At 70.3% G+C, this 16,917-nt stretch carries 12 protein-coding genes; 6 read left to right on the forward strand and 6 right to left on the reverse strand.

What is annotated here, in order from left to right:
- The first annotated feature begins 5 nt into the window (after positions 1-5).
- On the forward strand, positions 6-2,267 hold the full coding sequence (gene recD2, locus OHT77_RS28810; RefSeq protein WP_328831330.1) for an SF1B family DNA helicase RecD2: 2,262 nt from the start codon (positions 6-8) through the stop codon (positions 2,265-2,267).
- A gap of 232 nt (positions 2,268-2,499) precedes the next feature.
- A complete protein-coding gene (locus OHT77_RS28815) occupies positions 2,500-3,789 on the forward strand; it encodes a citrate synthase (RefSeq protein ID WP_328831331.1) in 1,290 nt (429 codons plus the stop codon).
- 885 nt (positions 3,790-4,674) lie between these two features.
- Here the strand turns inward: OHT77_RS28815 and OHT77_RS28820 are convergent.
- The 4 genes from OHT77_RS28820 to OHT77_RS28835 all read right to left on the reverse strand — a co-directional run bounded on the left by OHT77_RS28820 (position 4,675) and on the right by OHT77_RS28835 (position 9,319).
- Positions 4,675-6,939: a heavy metal translocating P-type ATPase gene (locus OHT77_RS28820; protein WP_328831332.1), complete on the reverse strand. Its 2,265-nt coding sequence runs from the start codon at positions 6,937-6,939 to the stop codon at positions 4,675-4,677.
- Between the two features lie 116 nt (positions 6,940-7,055).
- Positions 7,056-7,295, reverse strand: a complete 240-nt coding sequence (locus OHT77_RS28825; RefSeq protein ID WP_266768849.1) for a heavy-metal-associated domain-containing protein — start codon at positions 7,293-7,295, stop codon at positions 7,056-7,058.
- A gap of 72 nt (positions 7,296-7,367) precedes the next feature.
- Entirely contained in the window at positions 7,368-8,318 is a 951-nt protein-coding gene (locus OHT77_RS28830; protein ID WP_328831333.1) for a PrsW family intramembrane metalloprotease, read from the reverse strand.
- Between the two features lie 365 nt (positions 8,319-8,683).
- Entirely contained in the window at positions 8,684-9,319 is a 636-nt protein-coding gene (locus OHT77_RS28835; protein WP_328831334.1) for a TetR/AcrR family transcriptional regulator, read from the reverse strand.
- Positions 9,320-9,487: 168 nt separating this feature from the next.
- Here OHT77_RS28835 and OHT77_RS28840 point away from each other — a divergent pair, with 168 nt between their 5' ends.
- Both OHT77_RS28840 and OHT77_RS28845 read left to right on the forward strand, forming a co-directional pair.
- Complete coding sequence (locus OHT77_RS28840) at positions 9,488-11,806, forward strand: MMPL family transporter (RefSeq protein ID WP_328831336.1); 2,319 nt, start codon at positions 9,488-9,490, stop codon at positions 11,804-11,806.
- Positions 11,775-12,818, forward strand: coding sequence for a zinc-dependent alcohol dehydrogenase family protein (locus OHT77_RS28845; protein ID WP_328831337.1), 1,044 nt, complete (start codon positions 11,775-11,777; stop codon positions 12,816-12,818). Before OHT77_RS28840 ends, OHT77_RS28845 begins: the two co-directional genes overlap by 32 nt.
- Positions 12,819-12,954: 136 nt before the next feature.
- Here the strand turns inward: OHT77_RS28845 and OHT77_RS28850 are convergent, their stop codons facing one another.
- Both OHT77_RS28850 and OHT77_RS28855 read right to left on the reverse strand, forming a co-directional pair.
- Complete coding sequence (locus OHT77_RS28850) at positions 12,955-13,155, reverse strand: helix-turn-helix transcriptional regulator (protein WP_054212427.1); 201 nt, start codon at positions 13,153-13,155, stop codon at positions 12,955-12,957.
- Between the two features lie 501 nt (positions 13,156-13,656).
- Positions 13,657-14,502, reverse strand: coding sequence for an AraC family transcriptional regulator (locus OHT77_RS28855; protein ID WP_328834369.1), 846 nt, complete (start codon positions 14,500-14,502; stop codon positions 13,657-13,659).
- Between the two features lie 377 nt (positions 14,503-14,879).
- Between OHT77_RS28855 and iolC the strand changes: the two genes are divergently transcribed.
- Positions 14,880-15,830: a 5-dehydro-2-deoxygluconokinase gene (iolC, locus tag OHT77_RS28860; RefSeq protein WP_328831338.1), complete on the forward strand. Its 951-nt coding sequence runs from the start codon at positions 14,880-14,882 to the stop codon at positions 15,828-15,830.
- Between the two features lie 209 nt (positions 15,831-16,039).
- Entirely contained in the window at positions 16,040-16,915 is an 876-nt protein-coding gene (locus tag OHT77_RS28865) for a Cgl0159 family (beta/alpha)8-fold protein (RefSeq protein ID WP_443048220.1), read from the forward strand.
- Positions 16,916-16,917: the final 2 nt, after the last annotated feature.

The raw sequence follows: 16,917 nt of genomic DNA on the forward strand, positions 1-16,917 counted from the left end.
GACCCATGTCCAACCAGGCGGCAAAACCGGGGACCACCGGCGAGCGACACCTCGCCGTCCTTGAAGGTGTCCTGGAGCGGATCACGTACGCCAATGACGAGACCGGCTACACGGTCGCCCGGGTCGACACCGGGCGGGGCGGCGGCGATCTGCTCACCGTCGTAGGGGCGCTCCTCGGCGCTCAGGCCGGTGAGTCCCTCCGGATGGAGGGCCGTTGGGGCTCGCACCCCCAGTACGGCAAGCAGTTCACCGTGGAGAACTACACGACACTCCTCCCGGCCACCATCCAGGGCATCCGGCGTTACCTCGGCTCCGGCCTCGTCAAGGGCATCGGCCCGGTCTTCGCCGACCGGATCACCCAGCACTTCGGCCTGGACACCCTGCAGATCATCGAGGACGAGCCGAAACGCCTCATCGAGGTTCCCGGGCTCGGACCCAAGCGGACGAAGAAGATCGCCGAGGCGTGGGAGGAGCAGAAGGCGATCAAGGAGGTGATGCTGTTCCTGCAGACCGTCGAGGTGTCGACGTCGATCGCGGTCCGCATCTACAAGAAGTACGGCGACGCGTCGATCTCCGTGGTCAAGAACCAGCCGTACCGCCTCGCCTCCGACGTCTGGGGCATCGGTTTCCTCACCGCCGACAAGATCGCCCAGTCCGTCGGCATCCCGCACGACAGCCCGGAGCGCGTCAAGGCAGGCCTCCAGTACGCCCTTTCGCAGGCCACCGACCAGGGCAACTGCTACCTCCCCGAGGAGCGGTTGATCGCCGACGCGGTCAAGCTCCTCCAGGTCGACACCGGCCTCGTCATCGAGTGCCTCGCCGAACTCGCCCTCCCGGACGAGGAGTCGGGCGACCCCGGGGTCGTACGGGAGAAGGTTCCCGGTCCCGACGGCAGCCCCGACCCCGTCACCGCCGTCTATCTCGTCCCCTTCCACCGCGCCGAACTCTCCCTCGCCGCCCAGCTCCGCCGCCTCCTCCACACCGACGCGGACCGCATGCCCGGCTTCCACGACGTGGCCTGGGACAAAGCATTGGGATGGCTCAAACGACGTACTGGCGTGGAGCTCGCGGCCGAGCAGGAGGCCGCCGTCAAGCTCGCCCTCACCAAGAAGGTCGCCGTCCTCACCGGCGGCCCCGGCTGCGGCAAATCCTTCACTGTGCGCTCGATCGTCGAGCTGGCCCGCGCCAAGAAGGCCAAGGTCGTCCTCGCCGCCCCCACCGGCCGCGCGGCGAAACGCCTCGCCGAACTCACCGGCGCCGAGGCCTCGACCGTCCACCGCCTGCTGGAACTCAAGCCCGGCGGCGACGCGGCGTACGACAAGGACCGCCCCCTGGACGCCGACCTGGTGGTGGTCGACGAGGCCTCCATGCTCGACCTCCTCCTCGCCAACAAGCTGGTGAAAGCCGTACCTCCGGGGGCCCACATCCTCTTCGTCGGCGATGTGGACCAGCTCCCCAGCGTCGGCGCCGGCGAGGTGCTGCGCGATCTGCTCGCCGACGGGGGTCCGATCCCCGCCGTACGCCTCACGCGCGTGTTCCGCCAGGCCCAGCAGTCCGGCGTCGTCACCAACGCGCACCGGATCAACTCCGGCCAACACCCCGTCACCGACGGCATGAAGGACTTCTTCCTCTTCGTCGAGGACGACACGGAGGAGGCCGGCCGGCTCACCGTGGACGTGGCGGCGCGGCGGATTCCGGCCAAGTTCGGGCTCGACCCGCGCCGGGACGTGCAGGTGCTCGCACCCATGCACCGGGGCCCGGCGGGCGCGGGCAACCTGAACGGGCTGCTCCAGCAGGCGATCACCCCCGGCCGCCCCGACATCCCCGAGAAGCGGTTCGGCGGCCGGGTCTTCCGCGTCGGCGACAAGGTCACCCAGATCCGCAACAACTACGAGAAGGGCGAGAACGGCGTCTTCAACGGCACGGTGGGCGTCGTCACCTCACTCGACCCGGTGGACCAGCGCCTCACGGTGCTGACGGACGAGGACGAGGAAGTGCCGTACGAATTCGATGAACTGGACGAGCTGTCGCACGCGTACGCGGTGACGATCCACCGCTCCCAGGGCAGTGAATATCCGGCCGTGGTGATCCCGGTCACCACGAGCGCGTGGACCATGCTGCAGCGGAACCTGCTGTATACGGCCGTGACCCGGGCGAAGCGGCTGGTCGTGCTGGTCGGATCGCGCAAGGCGATCGGGCAGGCGGTGCGCACGGTGTCGGCGGGCAGGCGCTGCACGGCCCTGGACTTCAGACTCTCGGGCCCGTGACCGGCCGTGGCGCCGACTCATCACGAAAAATGATCGATCAAATGAGTCAGGAAGGTCACACAGCACTTCCAGATGCCGGGGTGGAGGGGGCAGGATGAGCAGGTTGGCGGCACTGAGTGCCGCCAATAGGCCCAATGGTCGACCCCGAGTGCACTCTCCTGCGCCAAATGGGGGATGGTAGAGACAGTCAGGGCAACCTCGAAGAAGAGGCACAACGTCGGTGAGGGATGACGTGAGCGACAACTCTGTAGTACTGCGGTACGGCGACGGCGAGTACACCTACCCGGTGATCGACAGCACCGTCGGCGACAAGGGCTTCGACATCGGGAAGCTCCGCGCCCAGACCGGTCTGGTGACGCTGGACAGCGGTTACGGGAACACCGCCGCCTATAAATCCGCCATCACCTACCTCGACGGTGAGCAGGGCATCCTCCGGTACCGCGGCTACCCGATCGAGCAGCTGGCCGAGCGCTCCACGTTCGTGGAGGTCGCCTACCTGCTCATCAACGGCGAGCTGCCGACCGTCGACGAGCTCACCGTGTTCAAGAACGACATCACGCAGCACACCCTGCTGCACGAGGACGTCAAGAACTTCTACAAGGGCTTCCCGCGCGACGCCCACCCGATGGCGATGCTGTCGTCGGTCGTCTCGGCGCTGTCCACCTTCTACCAGGACAGCCACAACCCGTTCGACGAGAACCAGCGCAACCTCTCCACGATCCGTCTGCTCGCCAAGCTCCCGACGATCGCGGCGTACGCGTACAAGAAGTCGATCGGCCACCCGTTCGTCTACCCGCGCAACGACCTCGGCTACGTCGAGAACTTCCTGCGCATGACCTTCTCGGTCCCGGCGCAGGAGTACGACCTCGACCCGGTCGTCGTCTCCGCGCTCGACAAGCTGCTGATCCTGCACGCGGACCACGAGCAGAACTGCTCCACGTCCACGGTCCGCCTGGTCGGTTCCTCGCAGGCCAACATGTTCGCGTCGATCTCGGCCGGCATCAACGCGCTGTGGGGCCCGCTGCACGGCGGCGCCAACCAGTCCGTCCTGGAGATGCTGGAAGGCATCCAGGCCAACGGCGGCGACGTCGACTCCTTCATCCGCAAGGTGAAGAACAAGGAGGACGGCGTCCGCCTGATGGGCTTCGGCCACCGGGTGTACAAGTCCTTCGACCCGCGCGCGAAGATCATCAAGGCGGCGGCGCACGACGTCCTCTCGGCCCTCGGCAAGTCCGACGAGCTGCTGGACATCGCGCTGAAGCTCGAGGAGCACGCGCTGTCGGACGACTACTTCGTCTCGCGCAACCTGTACCCGAACGTCGACTTCTACACCGGCCTGATCTACCGGGCCATGGGCTTCCCGACCGAGATGTTCACGGTCCTGTTCGCCCTGGGCCGCCTCCCGGGCTGGATCGCCCAGTGGCACGAGATGATCAAGGAGCCCGGTTCGCGTATCGGGCGCCCCCGCCAGATCTACACCGGCGTCGTCGAGCGGGACTTCGTCCCGGTCGAGGGCCGCTGATCGCTCCGCTGGGTCCGCGCAGTTCGTTCACCGCGGGCCCGGTGGGGGCTGGTCGCGCAGTTCCCCGCGCCCCTAAAAGCAGCAGTGCCCGGCGTCCCTAAGAGAGCGAGGCACTGCAGCACAGCAACAACTCCGGACCACGAAAAGCCCGCGCCTCTTCAACTCCCTCGCCCTACGCGGCGAGTGAGCCGAAGGGGCGCGTCGGTGTCGGGAGCGCGAACGCGCGGAGGCCCGAAGGGTCGAGCACGATCGCGCTCCCGACACCGACTTTGGCGCCCCGGAGGCGAACCGAGCCTCAAAAAAAGAGAACGGGAAGAAGGCGCCCTGCCGACGGTCCCCCCACGGGCCGGCGTACAGGGCGCCTTCCCATGTCCCGGTGCGGATTCCCCCCACGGGATCCGGCCGGGCGCCTTTGAGAAACCAGCGCCTGAATCGCTGTCGTGCCGAAGCCCGATGGATCTTGGGCTTCGTTGAGCAGAACGAGCAAAACTGCTCGTACTACTGGGTGGTGCCAGTGATGTGTGCGATCTGCCGGGACATCGCACGTCGAGAGGGCCGCTCAAAGCTCCCCGGTGTACGTGTCCCGGCAACGCATCTCTGAGGAAGTCCCCCAAGACATCCTCAGATGCCAGTTCGCGCCCCCCAAGACGCTTACTGACATCGTCAACTTAGACCTTCGAACCCCTTCGATGGTTACGTTCACATCACTGTGATCTGCGTCTCTTGCATATGTCCGTTAGGTACGCAAGAGCCCCGATGTCGTGGTCGGGACCCCAGCGTAAGGATGATGCGCGAGCCTTGTGAAGAGCTTATGTGAGGCCGTCGTCGGTCTCTAGAGGGACTCTTACTTCAGCTTCCCGTAACTCCCGGTAACTTTGCGGGACTTCAGCGAAATGTCCTAAGTCGCAGGCTGTTGGTGACCACGAACACCGACGAGAAGGCCATCGCGGCCCCGGCGATCATGGGGTTCAGCATGCCCGCGGCGGCCAGCGGGAGCGCCGCCACGTTGTATCCGAAAGCCCACACGAGATTGCCCTTGATGGTGCCGAGGGTCTTCCGGGAGAGCCGGATCGCGTCCGCGGCCACCCGGAGGTCCCCGCGCACCAGCGTCAGATCGCTCGCCTCGATCGCCGCGTCCGTCCCGGTGCCCATCGCGAGCCCGAGATCGGCGGTGGCGAGCGCGGCGGCGTCGTTCACGCCGTCGCCGACCATGGCGACGCTCCGCCCCTCGCCCTGCAGCCGTCGTACGACGGCGACCTTGTCCTCGGGCAGCACCTCGGCGATGACGTCCCCGGGGGCGATCCCGACGGCGGCGGCCACGGACGCGGCCACCGCGCGGTTGTCGCCGGTCAGGAGCACCGGGGTGAGCCCGAGGGCGCGCAGCTCGCGTACGGCCTCGGCGCTGGTCTCCTTGACGGCGTCGGCGACCGCGACGACTCCGCGCGGGATTCCGTCCCAGCCGACCACCACGGCCGTACGTCCGCCGCTCTCGGCCTCGGAGCGGGCGCGGGTCAACTCCTCCGGGAGATCGTCGTAGAGGCGCCCCACGGCCACCTCACGGCCCTCCACGCGGCCGCGGACGCCGCGGCCCGGCACGTTCTCGAAGTGCTCGGCCGACGGCAGCGGTCCGACCCGCTCCTCGGCGCCCGCGGCGACGGCCCGTGCGACGGGGTGCTCGGAGGCGTGCTCCAGAGCGCCCGCGAGGCGCAGCAGCTGCCGCTCGTCGGTGCCCTCGGCGACGTAGACCTGCTGGAGGGTCATGCGGCCGGTGGTGATCGTGCCGGTCTTGTCGAGTACGACCGTGTCGACGCGCCGGGTGGACTCCAGGACCTCGGGGCCCTTGATCAGGATGCCGAGCTGGGCGCCGCGGCCGGTGCCGACCATGAGGGCGGTCGGGGTGGCGAGGCCCAGCGCGCACGGGCAGGCGATGATCAGCACGGCGACGGCCGCGGTGAACGCGGCGGCCGTGTCGCCGGTGACGGCGAGCCACGCCCCGAAGGTGGCGACCGCGATCAGCAGCACCACCGGCACGAAGATCCCGGAGATCCGGTCCGCGAGCCGCTGCACCTCGGCCTTGCCGTTCTGCGCGTCCTCCACCAGCCGCGCCATCCGCGCGAGTTGGGTGTCCGCACCGACCCGGCTCGCCGCTACGACCAGTCGCCCGCCCGCGTTCACGGTCGCGCCGGTGACGGTGTCACCCGGTGCCACGTCGACCGGTACCGACTCGCCGGTCAGCATCGACGCGTCGACCGCCGAGACTCCCTCGACGACGGTGCCGTCGGTCGCGATCTTCTCCCCGGGCCGTACGACGAAACGGTCTCCGACGGCCAACTCGGCCACCGGGAGCCGTACTTCACGGCCGTTTCGCAGCACGGCGACGTCCTTGGCGCCCAGTTGCATGAGCGCGCGCAGGGCCGCACCGGCGCGCCTCTTGGAGCGGGCCTCCAGATAGCGGCCCAGGAGGATCAACGCGACGACTCCGGCGGCCACTTCGAGGTAGATCGTCGAGGCGCCGTCCGTGCGCGCGACGGTGAGGCGGAACTCGTCGTGCATGCCGGCCATGCCCGCGTCGCCGAAGAACAGCGCCCACAGCGACCAGCCGAACGCGGCCAGCGTGCCGACCGAGACGAGGGTGTCCATGGTCGCGGCGCCGTGCCGGGCGTTGGTGAACGCGGCCCTGTGGAACGGGAGTCCGCCCCAGACGACGACGGGCGCGGCGAGGGTGAGCGCGAGCCACTGCCAGTTGTCGAACTGCAGGGCCGGGACCATCGAGAGCAGCACGACGGGCAGGGCGAGGAGGGCGGAGACGGTCAACCGCTCGCGCAGGGAGGCGAGTTCGGGGTCGTCGTCCTTGGGGGTCTCCGGCTCGGGCTCCGGCGGGGCGGGTTCCTCGGCGGTGTACCCGGTCTTGACCACGGTCGCGATGAGGTCGGCGACCTGGATGCCCGCCGGATAGCTGACCTTCGCCTTCTCGGTCGCGTAGTTGACCGTGGCGCTGACGCCGTCCATGCGGTTGAGCTTCTTCTCGACGCGGGCCGCGCAGGAGGCGCAGGTCATCCCGCCGATGAGCAACTCGACCTCGGCGGCGGCGACTTCGGGTGCCGCCGCTATGGGTGTCTCTGTGGTGCTGGTCGCGGTGGTGCTGGTCATGTCCGGACTCCAGACATCGGACCGGACCGCACGGAGCCAGTATCAGCTGGTCGGCACGGCCCGGTCGGAGAACAGAAGTGTCGTACGGGTGCTGCTCGGGCTGACGCCGATACCGGTCAGGCCTGGCCGACGAGTTCGAAGCCCGCCTCGTCGACCGCCGCGCGGACGGTCTCGTCATCGAGCGGGGCGGCGGAGACGACGGTGACCTCGCCGGTCGACGCGACGGCCGTCACCGAGCTGACACCGGGCAGTCCGGAGATCTCGCCGGAGACGGAGCCCTCGCAGTGCCCGCAGCTCATCCCGCTCACCTTGTAGACGGTGGTGACGGAACCCTGGGTGTCGGTCTGGGCGGTCATGTCGTTCTCCTCGTAGAGGCGTGTGGGGTCGGAGTGGCCCACGGTGGCTCACTCTGTCCCCAGACTATACCCCTAGGGGGTATTTCTCCAAGAGGGATCGCGGCGGGCCAGCGACCGCACCCAGGCGATGCCGAGCAGGGCCACGAGGACCATCCCGCCCACCGAGAACGCCGTGAAGAGATGCTCCTGCTGATCGGTCGGCCGGGGGATGTACCCCTGGGCGAACAGCTGCTTGTCCAGGCCGGTCCGCGAGAGCCGGGCCACCAGCCAGATGGCGATGCCGTGCGTCGAGTCCCACAGGGCGTGCAGCAAGGAGACGCCGAGATACGTTCCGACGACCGGGCCGGTGAAACGGAAGCGGCCGTTCAGCTGCCGGTAGGTGAGCAGGACGCCACCCGCGATCGCCGTCCACAGGCCGTGCCCGAAGGGGGCGAGGACGCCGCGCAAAATCTCGGTCTCCAGGAGTGCGCGCAGATCGATGCCCTTCGTGGAGACGGCCGCGTTGAAGGCGTACCCGGCGCTCTCCAGGGCCGCGAAACCGAAGCCGACCGTCGCGCCGAGGATCAGGCCCGCGCGCATCCCGTGCAGCCGCGACTGCCGGCGCAGCACGAACATCAGCGCCCCGAGCTTCACGGCCTCCTCGATGAGGCCGACGCCGACGAACATCCACAAGGAGGGGTGCAACAGGTAGTACTCCATGACCGAGGCGCCCAGCACCCCGAGCGTGCCGCCGGTCAGGAAGCAGCCCAGGATCACGCTCACGCCGAGGTCGCGCCCGTGCCGCTCGTACGCCCACAGGACGAAGGTCACCGGCACCAGGAAGCTGCCGAGCAGGATCAGCGTCGGCAGGAGGGTGGTGTTCTTCGTCGCGTACGTGACCAGCGCGGTCAGCACCCACAGTCCCAGTCCGCCGCCCAGACAGTGCTTCCACAGGCCGGTGCGGATCTGGGGGTACGTCGGCGGCGGCTGCTGCGGCCCGGGGATGCGGGCCCGGGGCGCGCCGGGCGGCGGAGAGTAGGTCACGGCAAATCCCCTCGTACTCCTACAGGGCAGATTTACCGGCACTTTATGGTAGGTACGCCTCATACCGCAGTCCGGGAGACCCGTCCTGACCACGGCCGTCGCCGTGACGGCACCCCTGCCGGTCCGCGTGACCGGCCCGGACGTACTCGGCTGGGCGGGCGACGGGCGACGGGCGACGGGCGACGGACGACGGACTACGGGCGACGGGCAAGCGAGGGGAGCGGGGCTCGCGCCCGGCCGTGCTGCGTACCTCCGGCCGCACCCCGCGCCTCCGGCCGCACCCCGCGCCTCGGGCCGCACCCCGCGCCTCGGGCCGCGCTCCGCGCCTCGGGCCGCGCTCCGCGCCTCAGGCCGTGCTCCGCGCCTCAGGCCGTGCTCCGCGCCTCCGCGACCATCGGGGCCAGGTAGCGGATCAGGACGTTCTTCAACTCCCGGACGTAGGCCTCGCGTTCGGCGCCCTCGTGGGAGAGGACGAGTTCGAGGCCGGCCTTGTAGAGGCCCAGGCACATGCGGGCGGTGCGGGTGACGTCGGCTGCGGGGGCGGCGGGCAGGAACACCGCGATCACCGCCTCTATCCCGGCGAGCAGGTTCGCGTGCAGCGCATCGTGCTCCTCGGCGAGCCGGCCGGGGATGTCGGGGCCGTGCATCAGGGCGAAGAACACCGGGTGCCGGCAGTTGAAGGCGGTGAAACGGTCGACCACCGCGCCGACCGCTTCCTCCAGCGGGGTCGCCGGGTCGACGGGGGTGAGCGCCTCGCCGTACATGTCGCGCATCTCGTGCAGCAGCCGGTCGCCCAGCTCGATGGCGATCGCTTCCTTGTTCGGGAAGAACTGGTACAGCGTGCCCGGTGAGACGCCGGCCTCGCGCGCGATGGCGTTGGTGCTGGACGCGGTGTAGCCCGTCGTGCAGAAGACGGACGCGGCGGCCTCCAGCAGCTGGGCGATGCGGCGCTCGCCGCGGGCCTGGCGGCGGGGGCCGGCCTTCTCCTGGTCCACGGACACGAGTTATCCCCAGCTCTCCGAACGGCGTTGACAAACGCGAGTGGTCGCTCGCATTCTGATGGTCCGGCAAACGCGAGCGGTCTCTCGTGTTTGCCAGTCTATGACAGAACCGACCCATGCCACCTGTCTGCGCGGAGGCCGGGTCAAGGTGAAGGGGAGCACCGCACGATGACCGAAGTCAACAGCCCACCGCGCCTCGGCGGATGGACGCGTTTCGTGACCGCGCGCCCCCGGTTGTCGCTGTTCGTCGCCCTCGTGCTCACCGCACTCGCCGTGGTCGCCGGCAGCGGAGTCGCCGACCGGCTGGGCAGCGGCGGCTGGGAGGACCCGACGGCCCAGTCGACGTACGCGACCAAGGCCCTGGAGCGCGAGTTCCCGGCCTCGCAGCCCAATCTCCTGCTGCTCATCGACTCGGGCAGCGCCTCGGTGGACGATCCGGCGGTCGCGGCCGAGGCCGACCGCCTCACCGCGCGGCTGGCGAGCGAGAAGGGCGTCATAGGCGTCGGTTCGTACTGGCGGACCAAGTCTCCCGGCCTGCGCGCGAAGGACGGTCACGAAGCGCTGATCGCCGCCCACCTCACGGGCGACGAGAAGGCGACGAACGACACCCTGGACCGCATCGCCCCCGCCCTGCGCGGCACGCACGGCCCGGTGCACGTGAAGGTCGGCGGCATCGTCGCCGTGCGCCACGAGATGCAGACGATCATCAAGGAGGACCTCGCCCGCGCCGAGATGATCGCCCTGCCAGTGACCCTGCTCCTGCTGGTGATGGTCTTCGGCTCGGCGATCGCGGCCCTGCTCCCGCTCGGCATCGGCATCGTCGCGATCCTGGGGACGAACGCGGTACTGCGCGGACTCACGGAGTTCACCGACGTCTCGGTCTTCGCGATGAACCTCACGACGGCCCTCGGCCTCGGACTGGCCATCGACTATGCCCTGTTCATCGTCCGCCGCTTCCGCGAGGAACTCTCCACCGGCGCCGAGCCGTTGACGGCGATCGCCACCACCCTGCGCACGGCCGGCCGCACCGTGCTGTTCTCCGCCCTCACGGTCGCGGTCTCCCTGGCCGCGATGCTGGTCTTCCCGATGTACTTCCTGCGCTCCTTCGCCTACGCGGGCATCGCCGTGGTGCTCCTGGCCGCGGCTGCCGCCCTGATCCTCCTCCCGGCGGCCCTCCTGCTGCTCGGCCACCGCGTCAACTCCCTCGATCTACGGCGCCTGTTCCGCCGAGGCCGACCGGCACAGGCACAGGCACAGACACAGGCACAGACACAGGCACCGGCATCCGGGGAGGACACGGCCTGGGCCCGCCTGGCGAACCTCGTGATGCGCAGGGCCCCCTTCTTCGCCCTGGCCACCGCCGCGGTGCTCGTCCTGCTCGGACTGCCCTTCCTGGGCGTCAAGTTCGGCACCGCGGACGACCGCCAACTCCCCGCGGGCGCCGAGTCCCATGTCGTGCAGCAGCACATCCGGGACGGCTTCCCGGGCAACCCCGGCGGCGGCCTCGAAGTGCTCGCCGAAGGGTCGGCGACACCGGCGCAGTACACGGCGTACAAGGCGGAGATCACCCGGCTCCCCGAGGTCGCCGGGGTGGACGGCCCCCTGGTGAAGGGCGACTCGGCCTACTTCACGGTGCTGCCCAAGGGCGAGGCGGTCGACACCGCGGCGCAGCGCCTGGTCGGTGAACTGCGGTCGGCGGACGCCCCGTTCACCACCAAGGTGACCGGCACGGCGGCCGTCCTGGTCGACTCCAAGCACGCGATAGCCACCCGGCTGCCCTGGGCCGCGGCCCTCATCGTCATCGTCACCCTGCTCCTGGTCTTCCTCCTGACCGGCAGCGTCCTGATCCCGATCCAGGCGGTCCTGCTGAACGCGCTGAGCCTCACGGCGATGTTCGGCGCGGTGGTCTGGGTCTTTCAGGACGGCCACCTCTCCGGCCTCCTCGGCTTCACCAGCCCCGGTTCCATAGAGACCACCCTCCCGGTCCTGATGTTCTGCGTGGCCTTCGGCCTCTCCATGGACTACGGCGTGTTCCTGCTCTCCCGCATCAAGGAGGAGTACGACCGCACGGGCGACCACCACGAGGCGGTCCGCCACGGCCTCCAGCGCACGGGCGGCCTGATCACGGCGGCGGCGGTGATCCTGGCGGTGGTGATGGTCGCCATCGGCACCTCCCGGGTGACCAACACCAAGATGCTGGGCCTGGGCATCGCGCTGGCGGTCCTGATGGACGCGATGATCGTCCGCAGCCTGCTGGTCCCGGCGGTGATGAAGCTGACCGGGACGGCGACGTGGTGGGCACCGGCCCCGCTGCGAAGGTTCCACGACCGGTTCGGTGTCAGCGAGGGGGGAGAGAACCCACCTGGGGGCGCGGGACCGCATCGCTCTGCGGCTCCGTCGCGGAGCGCGACCAGCCACGATGTACCCGCAGACGAAAACGGCGATGGGAGCCCAAATGAAAGCGGTGGTGTTCGAGCAATACGGTGAACCCGCCGAGGTACGAGACGTACCCGACCCCGCTCCCGCACCCCACGGAGTGACCGTCCGGGTAGAGGCAACAGGCCTCTGCCGCAGCGACTGGCACGGTTGGCAGGGCCACGACCCGGACATCACGTTGCCCCACGTACCGGGCCACGAACTCGCCGGCGTGGTCGAGGCGGTCGGCGACAGGGTGACCGCCTGGCACCCCGGCGACCGCGTCACGGTCCCGTTCGTGTGCGCCTGCGGAACCTGCGCAGCCTGCGCGGCCGGCGACCAGCAGGTGTGCGAGCGCCAGACCCAGCCCGGCTTCACGCACTGGGGTTCCTTCGCCCAGTACGTCGCCCTGGACCACGCCGACGTGAACCTGGTCGCGATCCCGGACGAGATGTCCTACGCGACGGCGGCCTCGCTGGGCTGCCGGTTCGCGACGGCGTTCCGCGCGGTGGTGCAGCGGGGCCGGGTCGCACCGGGGGAGTGGGTGGCGGTGCACGGCTGCGGGGGAGTGGGCCTGTCGGCGGTGATGATCGCGGCGGCGGCCGGAGCGCGGGTCATCGCGGTGGACATCTCACCCCAAGCACTCGCGCTGGCACGGAAGTTCGGGGCGGCGGAGTGCGTGGACGGCGCGAGCACCCCGGACACGGCGGAGGCGGTGCGCGAACTGACCAGCGGCGGCGCCCACTTGTCGCTGGACGCCCTCGGCTCCCCGGCGACCTGCGCCGCCTCGATGAACGGCCTGCGCCGCCGGGGCCGCCACCTCCAGGTCGGCCTGCTGCCCTCCGCGTCCGGCACGACCCCGGTCCCCATGGCCCGAGCGATCGCCCTGGAACTCGAACTCCTCGGCAGCCACGGCATGGCGGCCCACACCTACCCGCCCATGCTGGAGCTGGTCCGGTCGGGAGTACTGCGCCCCGACCTCCTCGCCACCACCACCATCACCCTGGCCGACACCCCAACCGCCCTCACCACGATGGACACGGCACCGGGAGCGGGGGTGACGGTCATCGAACCGTGGGGGTGACTTGCTCGGGATCCCAGTCGTGCGGGACGACCTCGCCGAGGAGTTCGCCGGTGTGACCGGAGCGGCGCCGGGCACCCGGCACCGCGTCAGCCCGTCAGTCAGTCCGCCGGTCGGGCGACCCGTCCGTCGGCTCGGGTCAGTCCTCTCTGCGTCCCCGGTTGCCGGGCCGGGAGGCGACCCAGGCTCGGACGGTGTCCGCGTACCAGTACGGCTTGCCGCTCTCCACGTGGTCGGGCGGGGGCAGCAGGCCGTGCTTGCGGTACGAGCGCACGGTGTCGGGCTGGACCCGGATGTGGGCCGCGATTTCCTTGTACGACCAGAGCCGTCGGTCGGTCATGAGTGCACCTCCCTGCGCGCGCCGCGGCGTCGACCGGGGGCGGCCGTCGGGGGAGCCGTGCGCTGCGCTGGCGATCACAAGCCTGTGCCGGGTGAACGACGCACAGTGAGGGACGGGCAGCGCCTGTCGACCGGGTGTGACGCAAAACCCGCGTACACGCGATATGTGTGACACGAGGGGTGCTTTTGTGACACAGGTGACGCAAAGGCGCACGCGGGCGTACGAGCGCGGCGCGTTGACTTGTGGGGCGGGGGTGTGGTGAGGCGCTGAGGTGAGCCGGGGGTGTTGAGGTGAGCCGGGGTGTTGAGCGGGACGGCAAGGCAGGCCGGGTCCCCGCCCCACCCTCGATCAAGGGCGCCCCGAACCCGCGACCCCACCCCCGGCGGGCCGGACCCGCTGCGTCAGGTCCGGCCCGCTTCCCCCGCATCCCCCGTCGGCCGGTGACCCGTCGGGAGACGGCGCGCGTCGCCCGGGATCAAGCGGCCCGGCGCTCAGCCTGCATCAGCGGGCTCGGCCGGTCTTGGAGAAATCCGCACTGCGGCCCGGGGTGATCAGCAGACTCGTCGCCTCGCCCGTCATCCGGTCCCCGGCCGGCATCCCGGACCGCGCCACCGCCGGACCCACCCGCGCCCCCATGAACTGCCCCGGCGTACACCCCGTCATCGCCCTGAACTCGCCACTCAGATGCGCCTGGTCGTAGAAGCCGCAGACCGCCGCCGTCTCGGCCTGGCTGCGGCCGGACGCGAGGAGGCGCCGGGCCCGTTGCAACCGCAGGACCCGGGCCGCCGCCTTGGGGCCGAGGCCGATCTGTTCCCGGAAGCGGTTCTCCAACTGCCGTACGCTCCAGCCCACTTCGTCCGCGAGCCGGGGCACCGGCACCGCGCCCCGGGTCCGCACCAGCTCCGACCAGGCCCGCACCACCCGTTCCGAACTCGGCGTACCGGCGGCCGACCAGTGGGTCAACACGTCGTCCAGCAGCCCGAATCGAGCCTCCCAGGTCGGCAACGCGGCCAGCGCGGAAGCCAGTTCACCGAGACCGGCCCAGTGGGAGCCGAGCGTGTGCGGGAGTTCATCGGGGTCCACCACCCGGTCGGCCAGCTCGTGCTGAGCCGTACCGAACAGCGTGAACGCCGCCCACGGCATCAGCAGCACCTCAACTCCCGCTAGCCGCCCGCTGTGTTCACCGAGCGCCGCAGTCGTCGTAGGACCGCAGAACACGGACCCCAGCGTCGCCGTGGGCCGCCCCGCCCGCGAGATCCGCACCGACCCCTCGAACCCGAGCAACAGCGTCGCCGCCCCGATCGGCGCCTCCAGCCGAGCCCGCGCCCGCACAAGGTCGAGCCGCATCCCCCGATAACTGATCACCCCGGGCCGCAGACGGGCATGGGGCACAGCGAGCACGGTCTCCCAGGACCCATCGGCCCCGTGCCCGGCACGAACGTGCACACCAGCAGACATCCACTTATCGTCCTACGGCTCGACAGCGCCCCGTAAGGGGCGCGGGGAACTGCGCGAGCAACCACAACGGACCCGCAACCGACGAACAACCTGACACGGCGGTCACTGTGCAAGCCCTTACCCCCAACCCACCCCCGTCTCGTCCGAATGTCTGGACAAAACATTGACAGGGCTCGGGGCACGGGACTACAAACCGTGGAGAGCCGAAACGAAGCCGCTCCACGTCCGGTCCTCAGGAGACCGCGCGCGGGCGCGAAGGGAAGTCGATGGCGTACGACCTCATCACCATGGGGCGGCTAGGGGTGGACCTCTACCCGCTGCAGACGGGCGTACCGCTGCCCCAGGTGACGACCTTCGGGAAGTTCCTCGGCGGCTCGGCGGCGAACGTCGCGGTCGCCGCCGCCCGGCTCGGCCGCGAGGTCGCCCTCGTCTCGCGCACCGGCGACGACCCCTTCGGCACCTATCTGCACGAGGCGCTGCGCGACTTCGGCGTGGACGACCGCTGGGTCACGCCCGTCGCGGAGTACCCGACGCCGGTCACGTTCTGCGAGATCTTCCCGCCGGACGACTTCCCGCTGTACTTCTACCGGCAGCCCAAGGCCCCGGACCTGGAGATCGACGCCCACGACCTGGATCTGGACGCGATCCACGCGGCCCGCATCTTCTGGGTCACCGGCACGGGCCTGAGCGAGGAGCCCAGCCGTACGGCCACGCTCGCGGCCCTCGCCCACCGCGCGAAGTCCGGTACGACGGTCTTCGACCTCGACTGGCGCCCGATGTTCTGGAAGGACCCGGGCGCGGCCCGCCCCTTCTACGAGGAGGCCCTGCGCCACACCACCGTCGCCGTCGGCAACCTCGACGAGGTGGAGGTCGCCACCGGCGTACGCGAACCGCACGCCGCCGCCCGCGCCCTTCTGGACGCCGGAGTCGAACTCGCCGTGGTGAAGCAGGGCCCCAAGGGCGTCCTGGCCGTGCACCGCGACGGCACGACCGCCGAGGTGCCCCCGCTCCCCGTGACCGTCCTCAACGGACTCGGCGCCGGTGACGCCTTCGGCGGCTCGCTCTGCCACGGCCTGCTCTCCGGCTGGGATCTGGAGAAGATCATGCGGCACGCCAACGCGGCCGGCGCGATCGTCGCCTCCCGCCTGGAGTGCTCCTCCGCGATGCCCACCGTCACCGAGGTCGAGGGCGCGGTCGCCGCCGGAGCGGTCCTGTGAGGGCCGGTCGGGTGACAGGAGCCGAGCACGAGGGCCAGTACGAGGGCGGGGACGGCGTGACGCACGCGCACGGCGAGCAGGGCGAGGGGGACGACGTCTCCGGCCACGAGGGCAGCGCCACCGGCAACCGCCCCTCCACCGGCACCGGTTCCGCCACCGCCTCCGGTATCTCCGCCTCCACCGGAACCACCCCCTCCACCGGCCCCCGCGTGGACATCTCCGCACTCGTCCGCACCCGCACCCGCCACCCCGAGGCCATCGCCGAGGCGGCCGCCCGGCGCGTCCGCCGCCCGCTGCTCAATGACGCGGGCCGGCTGATGATCGTCGCCGCCGACCACCCCGCCCGCGGCGCCCTCGGTGTCGGCGACCGCGCGTTCGCGATGGCCAACCGCGCCGAACTCCTCGAACGCCTCTGCCTCGCGCTGTCCCGGCCCGGTGTCGACGGTGTCCTCGCGACCGCCGACATCCTCGACGACCTGCTACTCCTCGGCGCCCTCGACGGCAAGGTCGTCATGGGCTCGATGAACCGCGGCGGCCTCCAGGGCGCGAGCTTCGAACTCGACGACCGCTTCACCGGCCACCGCGCCCAGGACATCGAGCGCCTCCGCTTCGACGCCGGCAAACTGCTGCTGCGCATCGACTACGACGACCCCGGCTCCCTCACCACCCTGGAGTCCACCGCGCGTGCCATCGACGACATGGCCGCGCGTCGACTCCCGCTGTTCGTCGAGCCGTTCATCAGCCGCCGCACGGACGAGGGCAGACTGAGGAACGACCTCTCCGCCGAGGCCGTCATCAAGTCCATCGCCATCTCCTCGGGCCTGGGCGGCACTTCGGCCTACACCTGGCTCAAACTCCCCGTCACCGAGAACCCGGACGACATGGCCCAGGTCATGGAGACCTCCACCCTCCCCGCCGTCCTTCTCGGTGGCGAGGTCGGCGACGACCAGGACGGCGCCTACGAGAAGTGGCGCGGCGCCCTCCAACTCCCCACCGTGCGCGGCCTGGTGGTCGGCCGCTCGCTGCTCTACCCGCCGGACGGCGATGTCGCCGCCGCCGTCGACACCGCCGTAGGACTGCTGTGAGG

The sequence above is a fragment of the Streptomyces sp. NBC_00252 genome (assembly GCF_036187565.1).
Classification (GTDB): domain Bacteria; phylum Actinomycetota; class Actinomycetes; order Streptomycetales; family Streptomycetaceae; genus Streptomyces.